Annotated in this window: 16 protein-coding genes; 15 read left to right on the forward strand and 1 reads right to left on the reverse strand. The window is 68.4% G+C overall.

The window, feature by feature from the left end; all coding sequences use genetic code 11:
- Positions 1-585: 585 nt before the first annotated feature.
- The 11 genes from ASF18_RS25115 to ASF18_RS21100 all read left to right on the forward strand — a co-directional run bounded on the left by ASF18_RS25115 (position 586) and on the right by ASF18_RS21100 (position 11,689).
- A complete protein-coding gene (locus ASF18_RS25115) occupies positions 586-720 on the forward strand; it encodes a hypothetical protein (RefSeq protein WP_264051079.1) in 135 nt (44 codons plus the stop codon).
- A gap of 10 nt (positions 721-730) precedes the next feature.
- Positions 731-820: a K(+)-transporting ATPase subunit F gene (locus ASF18_RS21055; RefSeq protein ID WP_036267122.1), complete on the forward strand. Its 90-nt coding sequence runs from the start codon at positions 731-733 to the stop codon at positions 818-820.
- Between the two features lie 13 nt (positions 821-833).
- On the forward strand, positions 834-2,549 hold the full coding sequence (gene kdpA, locus ASF18_RS21060) for a potassium-transporting ATPase subunit KdpA (protein ID WP_056354940.1): 1,716 nt from the start codon (positions 834-836) through the stop codon (positions 2,547-2,549).
- 1 nt (position 2,550) lies between these two features.
- Positions 2,551-2,766, forward strand: a complete 216-nt coding sequence (locus tag ASF18_RS21065; RefSeq protein ID WP_056354942.1) for a hypothetical protein — start codon at positions 2,551-2,553, stop codon at positions 2,764-2,766.
- 62 nt (positions 2,767-2,828) lie between these two features.
- Entirely contained in the window at positions 2,829-4,922 is a 2,094-nt protein-coding gene (gene kdpB / locus ASF18_RS21070; protein ID WP_056354945.1) for a potassium-transporting ATPase subunit KdpB, read from the forward strand.
- 34 nt (positions 4,923-4,956) lie between these two features.
- Positions 4,957-5,562 (forward strand): K(+)-transporting ATPase subunit C, encoded by a 606-nt coding sequence (locus ASF18_RS21075; protein WP_056354948.1) that lies wholly within the window; start codon positions 4,957-4,959, stop codon positions 5,560-5,562.
- 24 nt (positions 5,563-5,586) lie between these two features.
- Positions 5,587-8,307, forward strand: a complete 2,721-nt coding sequence (locus tag ASF18_RS21080; protein WP_056354951.1) for a sensor histidine kinase KdpD — start codon at positions 5,587-5,589, stop codon at positions 8,305-8,307.
- The gene (locus ASF18_RS21085) at positions 8,304-8,999 is read left to right on the forward strand and encodes a response regulator transcription factor (protein WP_056354953.1); all 696 of its coding nucleotides are present in this window, start codon (positions 8,304-8,306) and stop codon (positions 8,997-8,999) included. The genes ASF18_RS21080 and ASF18_RS21085 overlap by 4 nt, the downstream gene beginning before the upstream one ends.
- Positions 9,000-9,057: 58 nt before the next feature.
- The gene (locus ASF18_RS21090) at positions 9,058-9,567 is read left to right on the forward strand and encodes a PTS sugar transporter subunit IIA (RefSeq protein ID WP_244472793.1); all 510 of its coding nucleotides are present in this window, start codon (positions 9,058-9,060) and stop codon (positions 9,565-9,567) included.
- A gap of 238 nt (positions 9,568-9,805) precedes the next feature.
- Positions 9,806-10,444, forward strand: coding sequence for a 2,3-bisphosphoglycerate-dependent phosphoglycerate mutase (locus tag ASF18_RS21095; protein WP_056186057.1), 639 nt, complete (start codon positions 9,806-9,808; stop codon positions 10,442-10,444).
- Between the two features lie 147 nt (positions 10,445-10,591).
- A complete protein-coding gene (locus ASF18_RS21100) occupies positions 10,592-11,689 on the forward strand; it encodes a putative sulfate exporter family transporter (protein WP_056186060.1) in 1,098 nt (365 codons plus the stop codon).
- Positions 11,690-11,715: 26 nt separating this feature from the next.
- Here ASF18_RS21100 and ASF18_RS21105 read toward each other — a convergent pair whose 3' ends face one another.
- Positions 11,716-12,867, reverse strand: coding sequence for a TDT family transporter (locus ASF18_RS21105; RefSeq protein WP_056186063.1), 1,152 nt, complete (start codon positions 12,865-12,867; stop codon positions 11,716-11,718).
- A gap of 214 nt (positions 12,868-13,081) precedes the next feature.
- Between ASF18_RS21105 and ASF18_RS21110 the strand changes: the two genes are divergently transcribed.
- The 4 genes from ASF18_RS21110 (at position 13,082) to ASF18_RS21125 (ending at position 16,549) form a co-directional block, all read left to right on the forward strand.
- On the forward strand, positions 13,082-13,315 hold the full coding sequence (locus tag ASF18_RS21110) for a hypothetical protein (RefSeq protein WP_018044302.1): 234 nt from the start codon (positions 13,082-13,084) through the stop codon (positions 13,313-13,315).
- 491 nt (positions 13,316-13,806) lie between these two features.
- Complete coding sequence (locus tag ASF18_RS21115) at positions 13,807-15,030, forward strand: molybdopterin-dependent oxidoreductase (RefSeq protein ID WP_056186066.1); 1,224 nt, start codon at positions 13,807-13,809, stop codon at positions 15,028-15,030.
- Between the two features lie 11 nt (positions 15,031-15,041).
- A complete protein-coding gene (locus ASF18_RS21120) occupies positions 15,042-15,380 on the forward strand; it encodes a cytochrome c (protein ID WP_056186069.1) in 339 nt (112 codons plus the stop codon).
- Between the two features lie 185 nt (positions 15,381-15,565).
- Entirely contained in the window at positions 15,566-16,549 is a 984-nt protein-coding gene (locus tag ASF18_RS21125) for a beta-propeller fold lactonase family protein (protein WP_056186073.1), read from the forward strand.
- The last annotated feature ends 21 nt before the right edge of the window (positions 16,550-16,570 follow it).

A 16,570-nucleotide genomic window follows, 5' to 3' on the forward strand; every position in this document is an offset into this window, starting at 1 on the left:
GTTCGTCGCCCGCGCAAGCGCCGTCGCCCTGGCGGTCGAACCGAAATCCTTATGCGAATGTCCATCGGTCCATCTCGATCCCTTATGCGGGTTCGAGGATGTTCGCCTGCCTTATCCGCGGCGCAGGGTCGAACCATCTCCATGAACGTCTTCGTACGACGCCAAGCCCCGACGGAGCCGCTGCCGTCCCGGCAAGAGGCGCCACGTGACGAACGCCATTCCTTCGACCGGCAACCGACGCGGGACCGACTTCGCAACATCCGCTCGCAGTGCCGTACCTGCGGCGTGCGCTTCCACGGCTTCCACCTCGGCAACGACGGCGTCGTCCAGGCTGACCGCTCCGTATGGAGGGCGGCCTGTCCGAGATCCGTGCAAGCCGAGTGCCCCGTCGGCTGCCCGGAGCTTCGCCAGGCATTGCGCCGATCGACCCTGATTTCGGAATGAGCCGACGTCGGCTGTTTCCGCCGGGAATACCGAGGAAGGCGACGCGGCGGGTCATGGTCCCGGCGATCCTGATGAGATCCTTATAAGATCGCCCTCTCGTCCCTCTCGAACCCTAATGCGGTTCCGGGCCACATCAAGGTCATGAGCGCGACCGGTCATGGCACCGGTCCGCCGAACCGAAACGGACGCACCATGCTCGATCTGACCTTCATCGCCGTGGGGCTCGCCTTCTTCGGCCTGGCCGCCGGCTACGCCGCCCTTTGCGAACGCCTCTGAGGGACCTGCCATGACCCTCGACCTCACCCTCGGCGCCCTCGTGACCCTCGGGCTGCTCGGCTACCTAACCTACGCCCTCGTCCGCCCCGAGCGGTTCTGAAGGAACACCTCCCATGACCCTCAACGGCTGGTTCCAGATCGCGCTGTTCTGCGCGGTCGTCGTCGCGCTCGCACGCCCCCTCGGCGGCTACATGACCCGCGTGTTCACGGGTGAGCGAACCCTCCTGTCTCCCGTCCTCGCGCCCGTCGAGCGTGGGCTCTACCGCGTCGCCGGCATCAACGCCTCGCAGGAGCAGCACTGGCTGGCCTACGCCCTGACCATGCTGACCTTCCACGTCCTCGGCTTCCTCGCCCTGTACGGGCTTCTGCGCTTCCAGGCGGTGCTGCCGTTCAATCCGGACGGGCAGTCGGCGGTCGCGCCCGACCTCGCCTTCAACACGTCGACGAGCTTCGTCACCAACACCAACTGGCAGTCCTACGGCGGCGAGACGACGATGTCGTACCTCACCCAGATGCTGGGGCTGACCCACCAGAACTTCCTGTCGGCGGCCACCGGCATCGCGCTCGCCGTCGCCCTCGTGCGCGGCTTCTCCCGGGCCTCGGCCAAGACCGTGGGCTCGTTCTGGGTCGATCTGACCCGGACCACCCTCTACGTGCTGCTGCCGCTCTGCATGGTGCTGACCCTGTTCTACGTCTGGCAGGGCATTCCGCAGACGCTCGGCGGTGCCGTCGAGGCGACGACCCTGGAAGGCGCCAAGCAGACCCTGGCGGTCGGCCCGGTGGCGAGCCAGGTCGCGATCAAGATGCTCGGCACCAACGGCGGTGGCTTCTTCAACGTCAACGCCGCGCACCCGTTCGAGAACCCGACCACGCTGTCGAACTTCGTCCAGATGGTCTCGATCTTCGCCATCGGCGCGGCGATGACCAACGTCTTCGGCCGCATGGTCGGCGACGAGCGCCAGGGCTGGGCCATCCTGTCCGCCATGGGCGTGCTGTTCCTCGCCGGAACCGCGGTGGTCTATTGGGCTGAGAGCGCAGGCAGTCCCGTCCTCAATTCCTTCAGCCTCACCGGGGGAAACATGGAGGGCAAGGAGGTCCGCTTCGGCATCGTCGCGTCCGCCCTGTTCGCGGCGGTGACCACGGCGGCGTCCTGCGGCGCGGTCAATGCCATGCACGACAGCTTCACGGCGCTCGGCGGCATGATCCCGATGATCAACATGCAGCTCGGCGAGATCATCGTCGGCGGCGTCGGCGCCGGCCTCTACGGCATCCTGGTCTTCGTCATCGTGACGATCTTCGTGGCCGGGCTGATGGTCGGCCGGACCCCCGAGTATCTCGGCAAGAAGATCGAGGGCCGCGAGGTCAAGATGGCGATGCTCGCCATCCTATGCCTGCCGCTGATAATGCTCGGCTTCACCGCGCTGGCCACCGTGGTCGCCGCCGGCCTCGCCGGGCCCGCCAACGCCGGCCCGCACGGCTTCTCGGAGATCCTCTACGCCTTCACCTCGGCGGCGGCCAACAACGGCTCAGCCTTCGGCGGGCTCACGGCGAACACGGCTTTCTACAACACGACGCTGGGTATCGGCATGCTCTTCGGGCGGTTCTTCGTGATCGTCCCGGCGCTCGCCATCGCGGGGTCGTTGGCGGCCAAGAAGACGGTTCCGGCCTCCGCGGGGACGTTCCCGACCCACGGCGGCCTGTTCGTCGGGCTCCTCGTCGGCGTGATCCTCATCGTCGGCGGACTGACGTTCTTCCCCACCCTGGCCCTCGGGCCGATCGTCGAGCACCTCGCCGGCGGCCTTGGTCAGACCTTCGCGGCGGGAGGCTGAGATGCAACTCGCCATGCTGCCATCCCGCAACCGCGCCGCGATGCGGCGCGCCCTGGCCCGTCACAGGCCGCGGTCCCAGCCCTGGAGCCGGATCGAGCGCAACCGAAAGGACATTCGGCTTTCGGACGTCATCCTCGCCATGCTCGGCCTGGCCATGCTCGGCGCCCTCGGCCTGATGGCCGGGGTCGCCCTCGTCGGCGATGCGCTCGCACCTTGAACCCCGCTCCACGGCGCGGGACCGCGCCGACCCTGAAGACGTCTTCCAATCGGACACCCGCAATGGCCCGCCCAAATTCCACCAGCCTGTTCAGCGCCGCTCTCGTCGGTCCGGCGCTCATCGGCGCCCTGACCAAGCTCGACCCACGCAAGATGATCAAGAACCCGGTCATGTTCGTGGTCGAGGTCGTGGCCGCGCTGACCACCGTCCTGTTCATCCGTGACGTAGCGACCGGCGGGGCGAACCTCGCCTTCTCCGGCCAGATCATCCTCTGGCTGTGGTTCACCGTGCTGTTCGCCAACTTCGCCGAGGCCATCGCCGAGGGACGCGGCAAGGCCCAGGCCGACAGCCTCCGGCGCACCCGCACCGAGACCATGGCCAAGCGCCTGAAGGGCGCCGGCCGGGAGTTCGAGACCATCCCCGGCAACGACCTCAAGGTCGGCGACGTGGTGCTGGTCGAGGCCGGCGACATCATCCCGTCGGACGGCGAGGTGATCCTCGGCGTCGCCTCGGTCAACGAGGCCGCAATCACGGGTGAATCAGCACCGGTGATCCGGGAATCCGGCGGCGACCGCTCGGCGGTCACCGGTGGCACCCAGGTGCTCTCCGACGAGATCCGGGTGCGGATCACCGCCGCCGCCGGCTCGACCTTCGTCGACCGGATGATCGCCCTGGTGGAGGGTGCCTCGCGACAGAAGACCCCGAACGAGATCGCGCTCAACATCCTGCTCGCGGGCCTGACCATCATCTTCGTCTTCGCCGTCGCCTCGATCCCGAGCTTCGCCTCCTATGCCGGCGGATCGATCCCGCTCATCGTGCTCGTCGCACTGTTCGTCACCCTGATCCCCACCACCATCGGGGCGCTCCTGTCCGCCATCGGCATCGCCGGCATGGACCGCCTTGTGCGCTTCAACGTCCTTGCCATGTCGGGGCGCGCCGTCGAGGCGGCTGGCGACGTCGATACCCTGCTGCTGGATAAGACCGGCACGATCACGCTGGGCAACCGGCAGGCCATCGAGTTCCGTCCCGTCCGCGGCGTATCCGAGCAGGACCTCGCCGACGCCGCCCAGTTGGCATCGCTGGCCGACGAGACCCCGGAGGGTCGCTCCATCGTGGTGCTGGCCAAGGAGAAGTACGGCATCCGCGCCCGCGACATGGGAAGCCTCAACGCCACCTTCGTGCCGTTCACCGCCCAGACCCGGATGAGCGGCGTCGACCTCGACGGTTCCTCCATCCGCAAGGGCGCCGTCGATTCCATCATCGCGTCGGTGAGCCAGCAGCCGATGGCCACACGCGGATCGAGCGCGGCCCTGGCCTACAGCCCCGGCGTCGCCGACGAGGCCGTGCGCGAGATCCAGTCCATTGCCGAGGACGTGGCCAAGGCGGGCGGCACCCCGCTCGCCGTGACGCGGGACGGCCGGCTTCTCGGCGTCGTCTACCTCAAGGACATCGTGAAGGGCGGCATACGCGAGCGCTTCGCGGAGCTGCGCCAGATGGGCATCCGTACGGTGATGATCACCGGCGACAACCCCATGACCGCCGCCGCCATCGCGGCGGAGGCCGGCGTCGACGACTTCCTCGCCCAGGCCACCCCGGAGGACAAGCTCGCGCTGATCCGCAAGGAGCAGTCCCAGGGCAAGCTCGTCGCCATGTGCGGCGACGGCACCAACGACGCCCCGGCGCTGGCCCAGGCCGATGTCGGTGTCGCGATGAACACCGGCACGGTGGCGGCCCGCGAGGCCGGCAACATGGTCGACCTCGACAGCGACCCGACAAAGCTCATCGAGATCGTCGGCATCGGCAAGCAGCTCCTGATGACCCGCGGGGCACTGACCACCTTCTCCATCGCCAACGACGTGGCCAAGTATTTCGCCATCATCCCGGCCATGTTCCTGGTGCTCTACCCGCAGCTCCAGGCCCTCAACGTCATGGGCCTCGCCTCGCCCGAGAGCGCGATCCTCTCGGCCATCATCTTCAACGCCCTCATCATCGTCGTCCTGATCCCGCTGGCGCTGAAGGGCGTGTCCTACCGGGCGGTCGGCGCCGGGGCGCTGCTGCGCCGGAACCTCCTGATCTACGGGCTCGGCGGCATCCTCGTGCCCTTCGTCGGCATCAAGGCGATCGACCTCGCGGTCACCGCCCTGCACCTCGTCTGAGCCGTCCCCGCCGATCACCTCTTGGAGCATCGCCATGTTGAACCAGCTTCGCCCCGCCTTCGTCCTTCTGATCGCCCTGACGGCGATGACGGGCCTCGCCTACCCCCTCGCGATGACCGGCATCGCGGGGGCGATCTTCCCGGCCAAGGCCGCCGGCAGCCTGATCGAGCGCGACGGCAAAGTCGTCGGCTCCAGCCTGATCGGGCAGTCCTTCACGCAAGACGGATACTTCCACGGTCGTCCCTCGGCCACGAGCGCCGCCGATCCGGCCGACGCCACCAAGACCGTGCCGTCGCCCTACAACGCAGCGAACTCATCTGGCTCCAACCTCGGGCCGACGAGCGCGGCCCTGGCCGAGCGGGTCAAAGGCGACCTCGACGCCCTGAAGGCCGAGAACCCTAGTGCCACCGTGCCGGTCGACCTCGTGACGGCGAGCGGCTCGGGCCTCGATCCCGACATCTCGCCCGAGGCAGCCCTGTTCCAGGTTCCCCGGGTCGCCAAAGCGCGCAATCTGCCCGAGGATCGGGTGCGCTCCCTGGTGGGGGCCCAGGTCCAGGGTCGCTTCCTCGGTATCCTCGGAGAGCCCCGCGTGAACGTGCTCGCCCTGAACCTCGCCTTGGACGGTTCAGACTCGAAGTAAGCCAGCCTCATGACAGGCCGCCCCATGCCGACGCCCCTGCGCGAACCCGACCGTCCCTCGCCCGACGCCCTGCTGCAGGCCGCGCGTCGGGAGGAAGGCGGACGGGGTCGCCTCAAGATCTTCCTCGGGGCGGCCCCGGGGGTTGGCAAGACATACGAGATGCTCACCGTCGGCCGGGCGAGGCTGAAGGCCGGCACCGACGTGGTCGTCGGTGTGGTCGAGACCCACGGGCGCGCCGAGACCCTGGCGCTCGTCGAGGGGTTCGAGGTGCTCGGCCGGCGCTCGGTCGCGTACCACGGCACGGCGCTCGACGAGATGGACCTCGACGGATTGCTGGCCCGAAGGCCCGCCCTGGCGCTCGTGGACGAGCTCGCCCACACCAACGCGCCGGGCTCGCGCCACCCCAAGCGCTACCAGGACGTCGAGGAACTGCTGGACGCCGGCATCGACGTCTACACCACCCTCAACATCCAGCACGTCGAGAGTCTGAATGATGTCGTCGCGCAGATCACCCGCATCCGGGTGCGCGAGACCGTGCCCGACGGCGTCCTCGACCGGGCGGACGACATCGAGGTGGTGGACCTCAACCCGGACGACCTGATCCAGCGCCTGCGCGACGGCAAGGTCTACGTGAAGGGCAACGCCGAGCGCGCGCTCAAGCACTACTTTTCGCGGGGCAACCTGACGGCCCTGCGCGAACTCGCGTTACGCCGCACCGCCGACCGGGTCGACGACGAGCTCCTGAGCCACATGCGGGCCAACGCCATCGCGGGCCCGTGGGGCGCCGGCGAGCGCGTCCTGGTATGCGTCAGCGAGGATCCCCGCTCCGCCGGCCTCGTGCGCCATGCCAAGCGGCTCGCCGACCGGCTGCACGCGCCCTGGACCGCCATCACGGTCGAGGGTCCCCGCAGCCTGTCACTCGACGAGGCCGCCCGCGACCGCATCGCCGACACCCTCCGCCTCGCCGACCGCCTCGGCGGCGATGCCGTCACGCTTCCGGGCGGTCGACGCGTCGCCGACGACATCCTTGCCTACGCCCGTTCGACCAACGTCAACCACATCATCCTCGGCAAGGCCGACCGGTCGAAGCTGTTCGAGCTCCTCAACGGCTCGGTGGTGCACGACATCGTCCGGCACTCGGGCAACATCAGCATCCACGTCATCACCGGCGAAGCGGCGAAGGCCGATCCGGTCCCCCCGAAGACGGTCGCCACGGCTCCGGCCAAGCCGCCCTTCGCACCAGTGCCCTACGTCGTCGGTGTCCTCGCCACCGCCGTGGCCCTCGGGCTCGCCCTCTTGGTCGAACCGTATCTCGGCGTCGAGAACGCCGATCTCATCCTTCTCACCGCCATCGTCGCCGTCGCCGTACGGTTCGGCCTGGGACCGTCGCTGGCCGTCGTCGTCATCGCCTCGCTCTCCTACAACTTCTTCTTCCTGCCGCCGGTCTACACCCTCACCATCGCCGACCCGACCAACGTCGCCGCGTTCCTGCTGTTCACGGTGGTCGCCGTGGCGGTCTCGAACCTCGCGTCGCGGTCCCGCCGCGAGGCGGTGGTCTCGCATGGCCGGGCCCGGGCCACGGAACGCCTCTACGGCTTCAGCCGCAAGCTCTCCGGCTGCGGCACCCTCGACGACGTACTCTGGGCGACCTCCGCCCAGGTCGCCGCCATGCTTCGGGTCCGGGTTGTCGTCCTTCTCCCCGATCAGGGAGCGGTCTCCGTCCGGGCCGGCTTCCCACCCGAGGACACCCTCGACGCGGCCGACCTCGGCGCGGCCAAGTGGGCCTTCGACAACGAGCGACCCGCCGGCAGGGGCGCCGACACCCTGCCCGGCGCCAAGCGGCTGTTCCTGCCGATGCGGACGGGGCGCGGCATCGTCGGCGTGATCGGCCTCGACGCCGACGGCACGGGTCCCATCCTCTCGCCCGAGGACCGCCGCCTGTTCGACGCGCTCGCCGACATGGCGGCGCTCGCCGTCGAGCGGGTCCGGCTGGTGGAGGATCTCGACCGGGCCGAGCGCGCCGCCGAGACCGACCGCCTGCGCCAGGCCCTGCTCACCTCGATCAGCCACGACCTGCGCACCCCGCTGTCCTCGGTGCTGGGTGCGGCCACCACCCTGCGCGACCTCGACGAGGCGCTGCCCCGCGACGCCAAGGCCGAGCTGCTCGCCACCATCATCGCGGAATCGGAGCGGCTCAACCGCTTCATCGTCAACCTCCTCGACATGACCCGGCTGGAGGCGGGAGCGGTCGCGGCGAGCCTGACCCCGCAGGACGTCGGCGAGACCGTCGACACCGCCCTGCGCCGCTTAGGCTCCATCCTCGCCGGCCATCAGGTCGTGCTCGATCTTCCGGCCACCCTGCCGGCCCTGCGCCTCGATCCCGTCCTGTTCGAACAGGTCCTGGTCAACCTCCTCGACAACGCCGCCAAGTACGCTCCCGAGGGCTCGACCGTCACCGTCAGGGGCGCGGTCGAGCCCGGACAGGTCCGCCTCCAGATCCTCGACGAGGGCGACGGCGTGCCGGTGGCCGACGTGGAGCGCGTGTTCGACAAGTTCTACCGGGTCCGCAAGTCCGACAGTGTCCGGGCCGGGACGGGCCTCGGCCTCGCCATCGCCCGCGGCTTCATCGAGGCCATGGGCGGCACCCTGACCGCCGGCAACCGCCACGACCGCCTCGGCGCCGTCTTCACCATCATCCTGCCCGTCCCGGTTCCGGGACGCGGCGAAGCGGATATCGCCGCATGACCATGAACATCCTCGTCATCGACGACGAGCCGCCGATCAGGAAGCTCCTGCGCATGGGCTTGGCCACCCAGGGTTACGAGATCTTCGAGGCGCCGGACGCCCGCACCGCCCTCGATGTCCTGTCCCGCGAGACGGTCGACCTGACCATCCTCGACCTCGGGCTGCCGGACATGCGCGGGCACGACCTGTTGCGCCTCATCCGCATGGATTTTCGCGACCTGCCGGTGGTGGTCCTGTCGAGCCGCGACGACGAGGCTGGCAAGGTCGAGGCGCTCGACCTCGGGGCCGACGACTACGTCACCAAGCCCTTCGGTATGGGTGAGCTCCTGGCCCGTATCCGCGCGGCCCTGCGCCACCAACTCGCGGTCCAGGGCGAGCGAGCCCTGTTCGAGGTCGACGGCCTCAGCGTCGACCTGGTGCGCCGCCTCGTCCGGGTCCGCGGCACCGAGGTGAAGCTGACCCCACGCGAGTACGACTTCCTGCGCGTGCTGATCCAGCATGCCGGCAAGGCGCTGACACACGCCCAGCTCATGAGCGCGGTGTCGACCTCGTCCGACCCGCAATACCTGCGCGTCTACATGCGCCAGCTTCGCCTCAAGCTGGAAGAAGACCCCGAGCGCCCGCGCATCCTCCTGACCGAGACCGGCGTCGGCTATCGCCTACGTGCCCCCGAGGACGAGGCCCGGGCTTGATGGCGGGTTTAGCCGTGCATGAAGGCGAACCCTTCGAGATCCTTCCGGACCCGGGCGCTTGAGCGAGCCCCTCGACCCATACCGCAGTCCCGCGACCGAGCCGACCCGAATGACCATCGACGAGATCCTATCGCCCGACCAAGTCTCCGTCGGGGTCCGTGCGGCGAGCAAGGCCGCGCTCCTGGACGACCTGGCGCGCCGGGCCGCCCAGGCGCTCGGTCTCGATGCCGCGTCGCTGCGGACGGCGCTGGAGAAGCGCGAGGGCCTCGGTTCGACCGGGGTCGGGGACGGCATTGCGCTGCCGCACGCCCGGCTGGAGAGCGTCAGGCACCCGTTCGGATGCCTGGTACGCATGCGCGATGCGGTGGACTTCGACGCCATCGACGAACGGCCGGTGGACCTCGTCTTCCTTCTGCTGCTTCCGACCGATGCGCAGGGCTCGCAACCCAACGCTCTGGCCTGCGTCGCCCGCCGGATGCGGGATTCCAAGACGGTGGCGGCGATGCGGGGAGCCCGCGATGCCGGGGCGCTGTTCGCGACTATGAGGGGCAGCCGGACGTCACCGTGACGGCCTACAGGCTGTCGATCCAACGACACTGGATGCTGTGCACCCTGACCGTCCAGGATGGGTGGGAAGCAGCTTGGCTGCTTTCGGTCGCAAGACGTTCTTAAGCGGACCTAAGATGACCTGCCGACTCCGGATGGACGGTCCAACCCATCGCAGGGTCGAAGTTCGTTGAAGTGGGATGCCGACATCATCAGAGGCGATGCGACCGGCACGAAAGCGCTCTGCCTCGGGAGACAGCGTGATTCACGATTGCAAAGCCCCGGTCACGCGACATCTCGTGCTGGTCCGGCATGGCCAGAGCGTAGCCAACCGATCCGGCCTGTTCACGGGATTGCTGGACTCGCCCTTGACCGAGCAGGGCCGGATGGAAGCCGAGGCAGCCGGGCGGCGTTTGGCCGAGCGCAGCTGGCGCTTTTCCGCAGCCTTCACCTCGACGCTGACGCGGGCCGTCGTGAGCGGCCGGCTTATTCTCGATGCGCTCGGGCAACCCGGATTGGTCCCCCAACGCTTCGCCGCGCTCGACGAGCGAGACTACGGCGACCTCAGCGGGCTCGACAAGATCGCCGCCGATGCGCGCTGGGGGGCGGAGCGGATCGAGACCTGGCGCCGCTCCTACGCCGAGGCGCCGCCGAACGGTGAGAGCCTTCGCGATACCGTCGCCCGCATCGTGCCATGCTACCTCCGAACCATCCAGCCGGCGGTCATGGGCGGAGACGTGCTCGTCGTTGCCCACGGCAATTGCCTGCGGGCGCTTGTCATGGCGCTTGAAGACCTGAGCCCCGCGGAGGTCGAGCACCTCGAACTCGCGACGGGCTCCGTCAGGATCTATGAGCTTGCTGCGGACACGGCGATCAAGGCCCGTTGGATCGACGGGTGAATCCGCCTGTCGGCCCCACAAAATGGGTCTCCGCAAACTCTGAAGGGGTCATCATTCCATCTATTTCAGTGATGGGAAACATCTAATCATTCCGTTGGAGTGAATGAACGGGACCTGGGATCCTCCGGCATCACATCGGAGCCATCCATGTCCGCGCCCAGACTTTTCTCCCACTCTCGTTCGACGCGTGCCTTAGCCGGCACGAGAGCCATCCTTCCGGGACTGGGCCTCTGTGTGGCGGTCACCGCCGCAGCGATCGGCTTCGAAGCCGTCGAGACGCACCTGTTCGGTCGCGCTTGGCTCGAAGCCTTGGTGCTGGCGATCCTGCTCGGGAGCGCGATCCGCACCGCCTGGACCCCGTCGCAGCGTTTCTTTCCCGGCATCGCTTTCGGGGCCAAGACCGTGCTGGAGATCGCGGTCGTACTGCTCGGCGCGTCGCTCAGCCTCGCGACGATCCTCGCCGCCGGACCGGGCCTGCTCTTCGGCATCGCGGGCGTCGTCGTCGTGGCGATCCTGTCGAGTTACGGCATCGGCCGAGCGCTCGGGCTGCATCCGCGCATGGCGATCCTCGTGGCCTGCGGGAACTCGATCTGCGGCAACTCGGCGATCGCGGCCACGGCACCGGTGATCGGCGCCGATGGCGAGGACGTCGCCGCCTCCATCGCCTTCACCGCGGTGCTGGGCGTGCTGGTGGTGCTCGGCCTGCCGCTGCTGGTGCCGCTGCTCGGTCTGTCGCCGATGCAGTACGGCGTGCTCGCCGGCCTCACCGTCTACGCTGTTCCGCAGGTCCTCGCCGCCACCGCGCCGGTCGCGGCGCTCAGCGTCCAGGTCGGAACCCTGGTGAAGCTCGTCCGGGTGCTGATGCTAGGCCCGGTCGTCCTGATGCTCTCGCTCGGCGCAAGCCGGCTGCGCGAGGAGACCGACGAGGCCGCCCCCGGCGTCACCGCCGGCGACCGCCCTGCTCGCGCCGGCCTCGCGATCCACCGCCTGGTGCCGTGGTTCATCCTCGCCTTCCTGGCGCTCGCGGGCCTTCGCTCGGCCGGGCTGGTCCCGCAGGTCGCGCTCGCGCCGATGTCGGAGACTGCCAACGTGATGACCGTGGTTTCGATGGCGGCGCTCGGTCTCGGGGTCGATGTGCGCAGCGTCGCTAAGGCCGGAGCACGGGTGACCCTGGCGGTGGTCGCCTCGCTCGTCGCACTCGGCGCCGTCAGCCTCGGTCTGATCCGCGTGCTGGGCCTCGCTTGAACCGATCGGATGCGCCCGAGGCCCGGTCAGGCCCCGGCGAGGCAGGGCGAGACGAAGAGCTCCCCGCGATAGGCCCCGCGCAACGTGCGCACGGACACGATCAGCCAGAGTAGGGTCAGCAGGCCGACGAGGCCCGCTCCGAGCCAGGCGAACCCGCTGAGTGCCGTCACTTCGCCGATCCGCAGGGTGGCCAGGGCATAGACGCCGAGCGGGAAGATGTAGCCCCACCAGCCGAGGTTGAACGGAACGCCGGCGCGTAGGTAGCGCACGGTGACGGCGAGCGAGAGCAGAAACCACCAGGCGCCGTAGCCCCAGAGGATCAGCGCGCCGATCAGGCCCGTGATCCTGAGGATCTCGGGCGCGCCGGCAAAACCGCCTGCCGCGAGGATCGGGCCACCGGCCTGCCCCAGCACGAGCAGGCCGAGCGCCCCGGTTCCGAGCGGACCGAGGGAGAGCCAGCTCGATGCGGCCATCTCACGCGGTGGCAAGTTGTGCAGCGCCATGCGCAGCACCAGGATCGCCAGGATGCTCAGCGCCAGCGGGACCGAGACGCCCCAGAGTACGAAGCTCGTGACGATGACGGCGAGTTGTTGGCTCTCGCCGCTCAAGGCTGGAGCGAGCAGGCCACCGGAGACGGCGACGACCTCGGCTGTCACCACTGGCAGCAGCCATACGGCCGTCATCTGGTCGATGCGGTGCTCCTGACGGGTGAACATCAGGTAGGGGATCGCGACAGCACAGATCAGAGCGAGCGCCACGTCGAACCACCACAGCGGCAGTGCGATTCGGACGGTCTCTGCGCCGAGATAGGGCGGACCGAATATCAGCAGCCCGTTCAGAAGCGTCGCCAGTGCCATCGGGATCGCCCCGAAGAACATCGACACCGTCGAGTGTCCGAAGATCCGTCGGGCGCCGTCGAAGTAGAAGATCCAGCGCGCGCCGTAGACCAAGCAGAAGGTGGCGAAGAGCACGACGGAGGCGAGCCAGAGCCCGAGCGGCACAGGGGCCAGCAGGGCATGCGTCGCTGGCAGACGGTCGAGGGTCAAGGCGACCACGCCAGTGCCCATCACCACGGTGAACCAGTTCGGCGTGAATTGTCGGACCACGTCCCGCGGATGCTGGAGGCGCGAGAGCGGCTTTAGGCCTGTGCTGATCGCCAGCAGACTGGATTCGGACACGGGGCGCTCTTGGGCTTCGGAGGGTCAACGCACCGGCTCTAGCACGACCCCGCATCGCGCGCCGCCGCGATAGACAGCAACTCGCAAGCGGCGCTTAATCATCAAAACAATCGATTAAAACTAGCTAATCAAACCATTAGTACGAATGGTTTCCGGCCGCTACCTTCTTGTCATCACGAACCGGCGTGACGACCCCACCAGAAGGATATCGACCATGACCCGTACGATCGCCGCCGTCGCCCTCGCCGCCTCCGCGCTTGTCGGCATGACGGGCCTCTCGCAGGCCCAGGGCCTCCGCGCTCCGCAGGTCCGCTTCATCACCAGCCCATCCGCACCGATCTACGGCGACGCCGATGGCGCCAACGCCAAGAACCCGGCACTCCCGGCCTACGCCCGTGGCCGAGGCCAGGAGACCGGCGGCCCGGCGCGGGAACTGATCGGACGCTGACAGCGCCCCCTTGGCCGCCGGGCATCCGTCCGGCGGCGCGTGAAGCCTTCGACCACCCGAATGGCAGGGAGATCCGTCATGACCCGACCCACCATCGAGACCACCGACGAGGCCTAGCAGGGCGAGACCAGCGGTCATATGCGCTGGGTCCTATTCTGGACGGTCGCCCTGACTGTCGCCGCCGTCGGCACCGCTTGGCTGACGATCATCTGATCCGGCCGCCCGCCATTGATCGGAGATCGGAGATCTTCGGATGATCGCAATCGGAGATCGTTGAGATCTCGAACGATCATTGGATGGAATAATCGTCTCGCCGTAGCATCTCCTTCACGGAGAAGACGCCTCTTTGCCGGGATGCCTTGGATCGATGACCCGAGTTTCCGGCGGCGAGACCGAACCGTCTCGACCGACGCCAATGCCGTCCGCCGACGGCGACACCGAGATCTAGCGACCGGCCGACGCGGCCCAACAAACGATTCCAGGGAGACATCATGCGCCATCTGCACGAACCGTTGAACCGCCGCCTCGTCCTGGGTGGCCTAGGGGTCGGCAGCCTCGCCGCCGCCATGCCGGCCTGGGCCGCGGGCTCGGTGAAGCTTCCGCTGCCCGGCGGCCCGGACGAGCGGGCGCTGACCACCGCCTTTCCGGGCAAAGGCGAGATGATCCTCCAGCGCACCCATCCGCCGCTGCTGGAGACGCCGTTCTCGGTGTTCGACGAGGGCGTGTTCACGCCCAACGACCGCTTCTACGTGCGCTGGCACTGGGCCTCGATCCCGACCGAAGTCGATGCCGGCACCTTCCGGCTCAAGGTCCACGGCCACGTCGATAAGGAACTCTCGCTCTCGCTCGACGCCATCGCCGGCCTGCCGCGCTTCGAGATCGCCGCGGTGAACCAGTGCTCGGGCAATTCACGCGGGCTGTTCGAGCCGCGGGTGCCCGGGGCGCAATGGGCCAACGGCTCGATGGGCAACGCCCGCTGGACCGGGGTGCGCCTCAAGGACGTGCTCGAAAAGGCCGGGGTGAAGGCCGGTGCCGTGCAGGTGCGCTTCAACGGCCTCGACGAGCCGGTCGTCGACGACGCGCCGGACTTCAAGAAGTCCCTCGATCTCGACCACGCCAACAATGGTGAGGTGATGATCGCCTACGCGATGAACGGCGAGCAGCTCCCGTTGCTAAACGGTTTCCCGCTCCGCCTCGTGGTGCCGGGCTGGTACTCGACCTACTGGGTCAAGATGCTGTCCGACATCGAGGTGCTGGACAAGCCCGACGAGCAATACTGGATGAAGACCGCCTACCGCATTCCGGACGTGCCGGGCGCCAACATCAAACCAGGCCAGACCGGCTTCAAGACGGTGCCGATCAACAGGATGGTGCCGCGCTCGTTCATCACCAATTTGCAGGACGACGCCAAGGTGGCAGCCGGAACGCCGGTGGCCATCCGCGGCATCGCTTTCGGCGGCGATTGCGGGGTAAAGGCGGTCGAGTTCTCCAGAGACGGCGGGGCGACGTGGTTTCCGGCGCAACTCGGCGCGGACGAGGGCCCCTACAGCTTCCGCCGCTTCGACGGCAGCCTGCCGGCGCTGGCCGCCGGCACCCACACGGTCAGGGTCCGCTGCACCAACACCAACGGCGTCGCGCAGGGCATGGACCGGATCTGGAACGGGGCCGGCTTCATGCAGAACGGCATCGAGGCCGTATCCTTCCAGGCCGCTTGAGGAGACCAGCCATGAACCCGATCCATCCGGCGGCCCTGATCGCCGCGCTCGCCTTGTCTCCTCTGGTGGCGCTTGCCGCCCCGGCCCCCGAGCCGATGCGCTTCACCTCACAATCCATCGCGATGCCGACCTCCGACCGGACCTTCCCCGACGGACAGGGGGCCGAGGCGGTCAACAACAACTGCCTCGCCTGCCACTCGGCCGGGATGGTGCTAACCCAACCCAAGCTCACGAAGGCGCAGTGGACCGAGACCGTGAACAAGATGGTCCACGTCTACAATGCGCCCGTTGATCAGGCCGACGTGCAGACCATCGTCGACTACCTGACGGCGTTGAAGCCGGCACCCTGAACCCCCGAATCCCGAGGCCGCCGCGCTTTTTTCGCCGGCCTCGGGGAATAGACCGCGCCTTCCGGCGTCTCCCCAGGGCGATGCACGGCCGGCCCGGCCTTAGACCACGGATTTCCGATTTCGAACCAGCCCTCACGGTAGGCCCCGGCCGCCGAACGAGCGCGCATGCCCGAGAGACCCGCTTCATGACCCATATCCGCACCAGCCTCCGCACCCTCCTCGCCGGAGCCGCCTTGCTCCTAGCGCAGGCCCAGCCCGGGTTCGCCGCCGGCTTCGACGGCGCGATCAAGAACAACGCACTGGCGCTGAACGCCGCCGGGACCGTCGCCGCTGTGTCGAACAGCGAGGAGAGCGCCGTCGTCGTCTACGACGTCGCCAAGGGCACGGTGCTGCGCCGCCTCGACGGCTTCGTCACGCCGCGAAACATCGTGTTCGCGCCGGACGGCGCCCGTTTCTACGTCTCCGACAGCGGCACCGGCCGGATCACGGTCTACGAGACCGCCACCGGCAAGGAGGCCGGCGTTCTCGCCGCGGGCCCCGGCTCGTTCGGTACGGTGCTCTCGGCCGACGGGGGCAAGCTCTACGTCAATAACGAGGCCGCAAGCACGCTGACCGTGTTCGACACCAGGACCATGCTCGCCGAGGCTGTGATCCCCGGCTTCGCGCAGCCGCGCCAGGGCGTGAAGCTGTCGCCGGACGGCAAGACCGTGTTCGTGACGAACTTCCTCGGCGACAAGATCACGTTGGTCGATACCGCCACCAACAAGATCACCGGCGAGATCGCCGGGTTCGACAAGCTGCGCGCCATCTCGATCACCAAGGACGGAAAGACGCTGTTTGCAGCCAACAGCGGCCGCAACACCATCGGCGTGGTCGATGTCGCCGCCCGTAAGGTCACCTCCGAGGTGGCAGTGGGCAAGGACCCCTACGGCGCCGCGCTGACCCCGGACGGGCACTTCGTCTATTCGGGCAACCTCAAGGACAACTCGCTCTCGGTGATCGATACCGGCACCCTCAAGGTCGTCGCCACGGTGACCGGCCTGAACGAGCCGCGCCAGGCGATCGCGTTCTCGGCCGACAACGCCCACGCCTACGTCCTCAACCGCGACCTTAGCGTCGCCGTGGTGGACCGGGCGAAGAACGCGGTCATCTCGACCATGAAGCCCTGAGGCGTCGCGCGTCGGGTGCCT

Origin of the sequence: Methylobacterium sp. Leaf89, from assembly GCF_001422215.1 — a bacterium.
Lineage (GTDB): Bacteria > Pseudomonadota > Alphaproteobacteria > Rhizobiales > Beijerinckiaceae > Methylobacterium.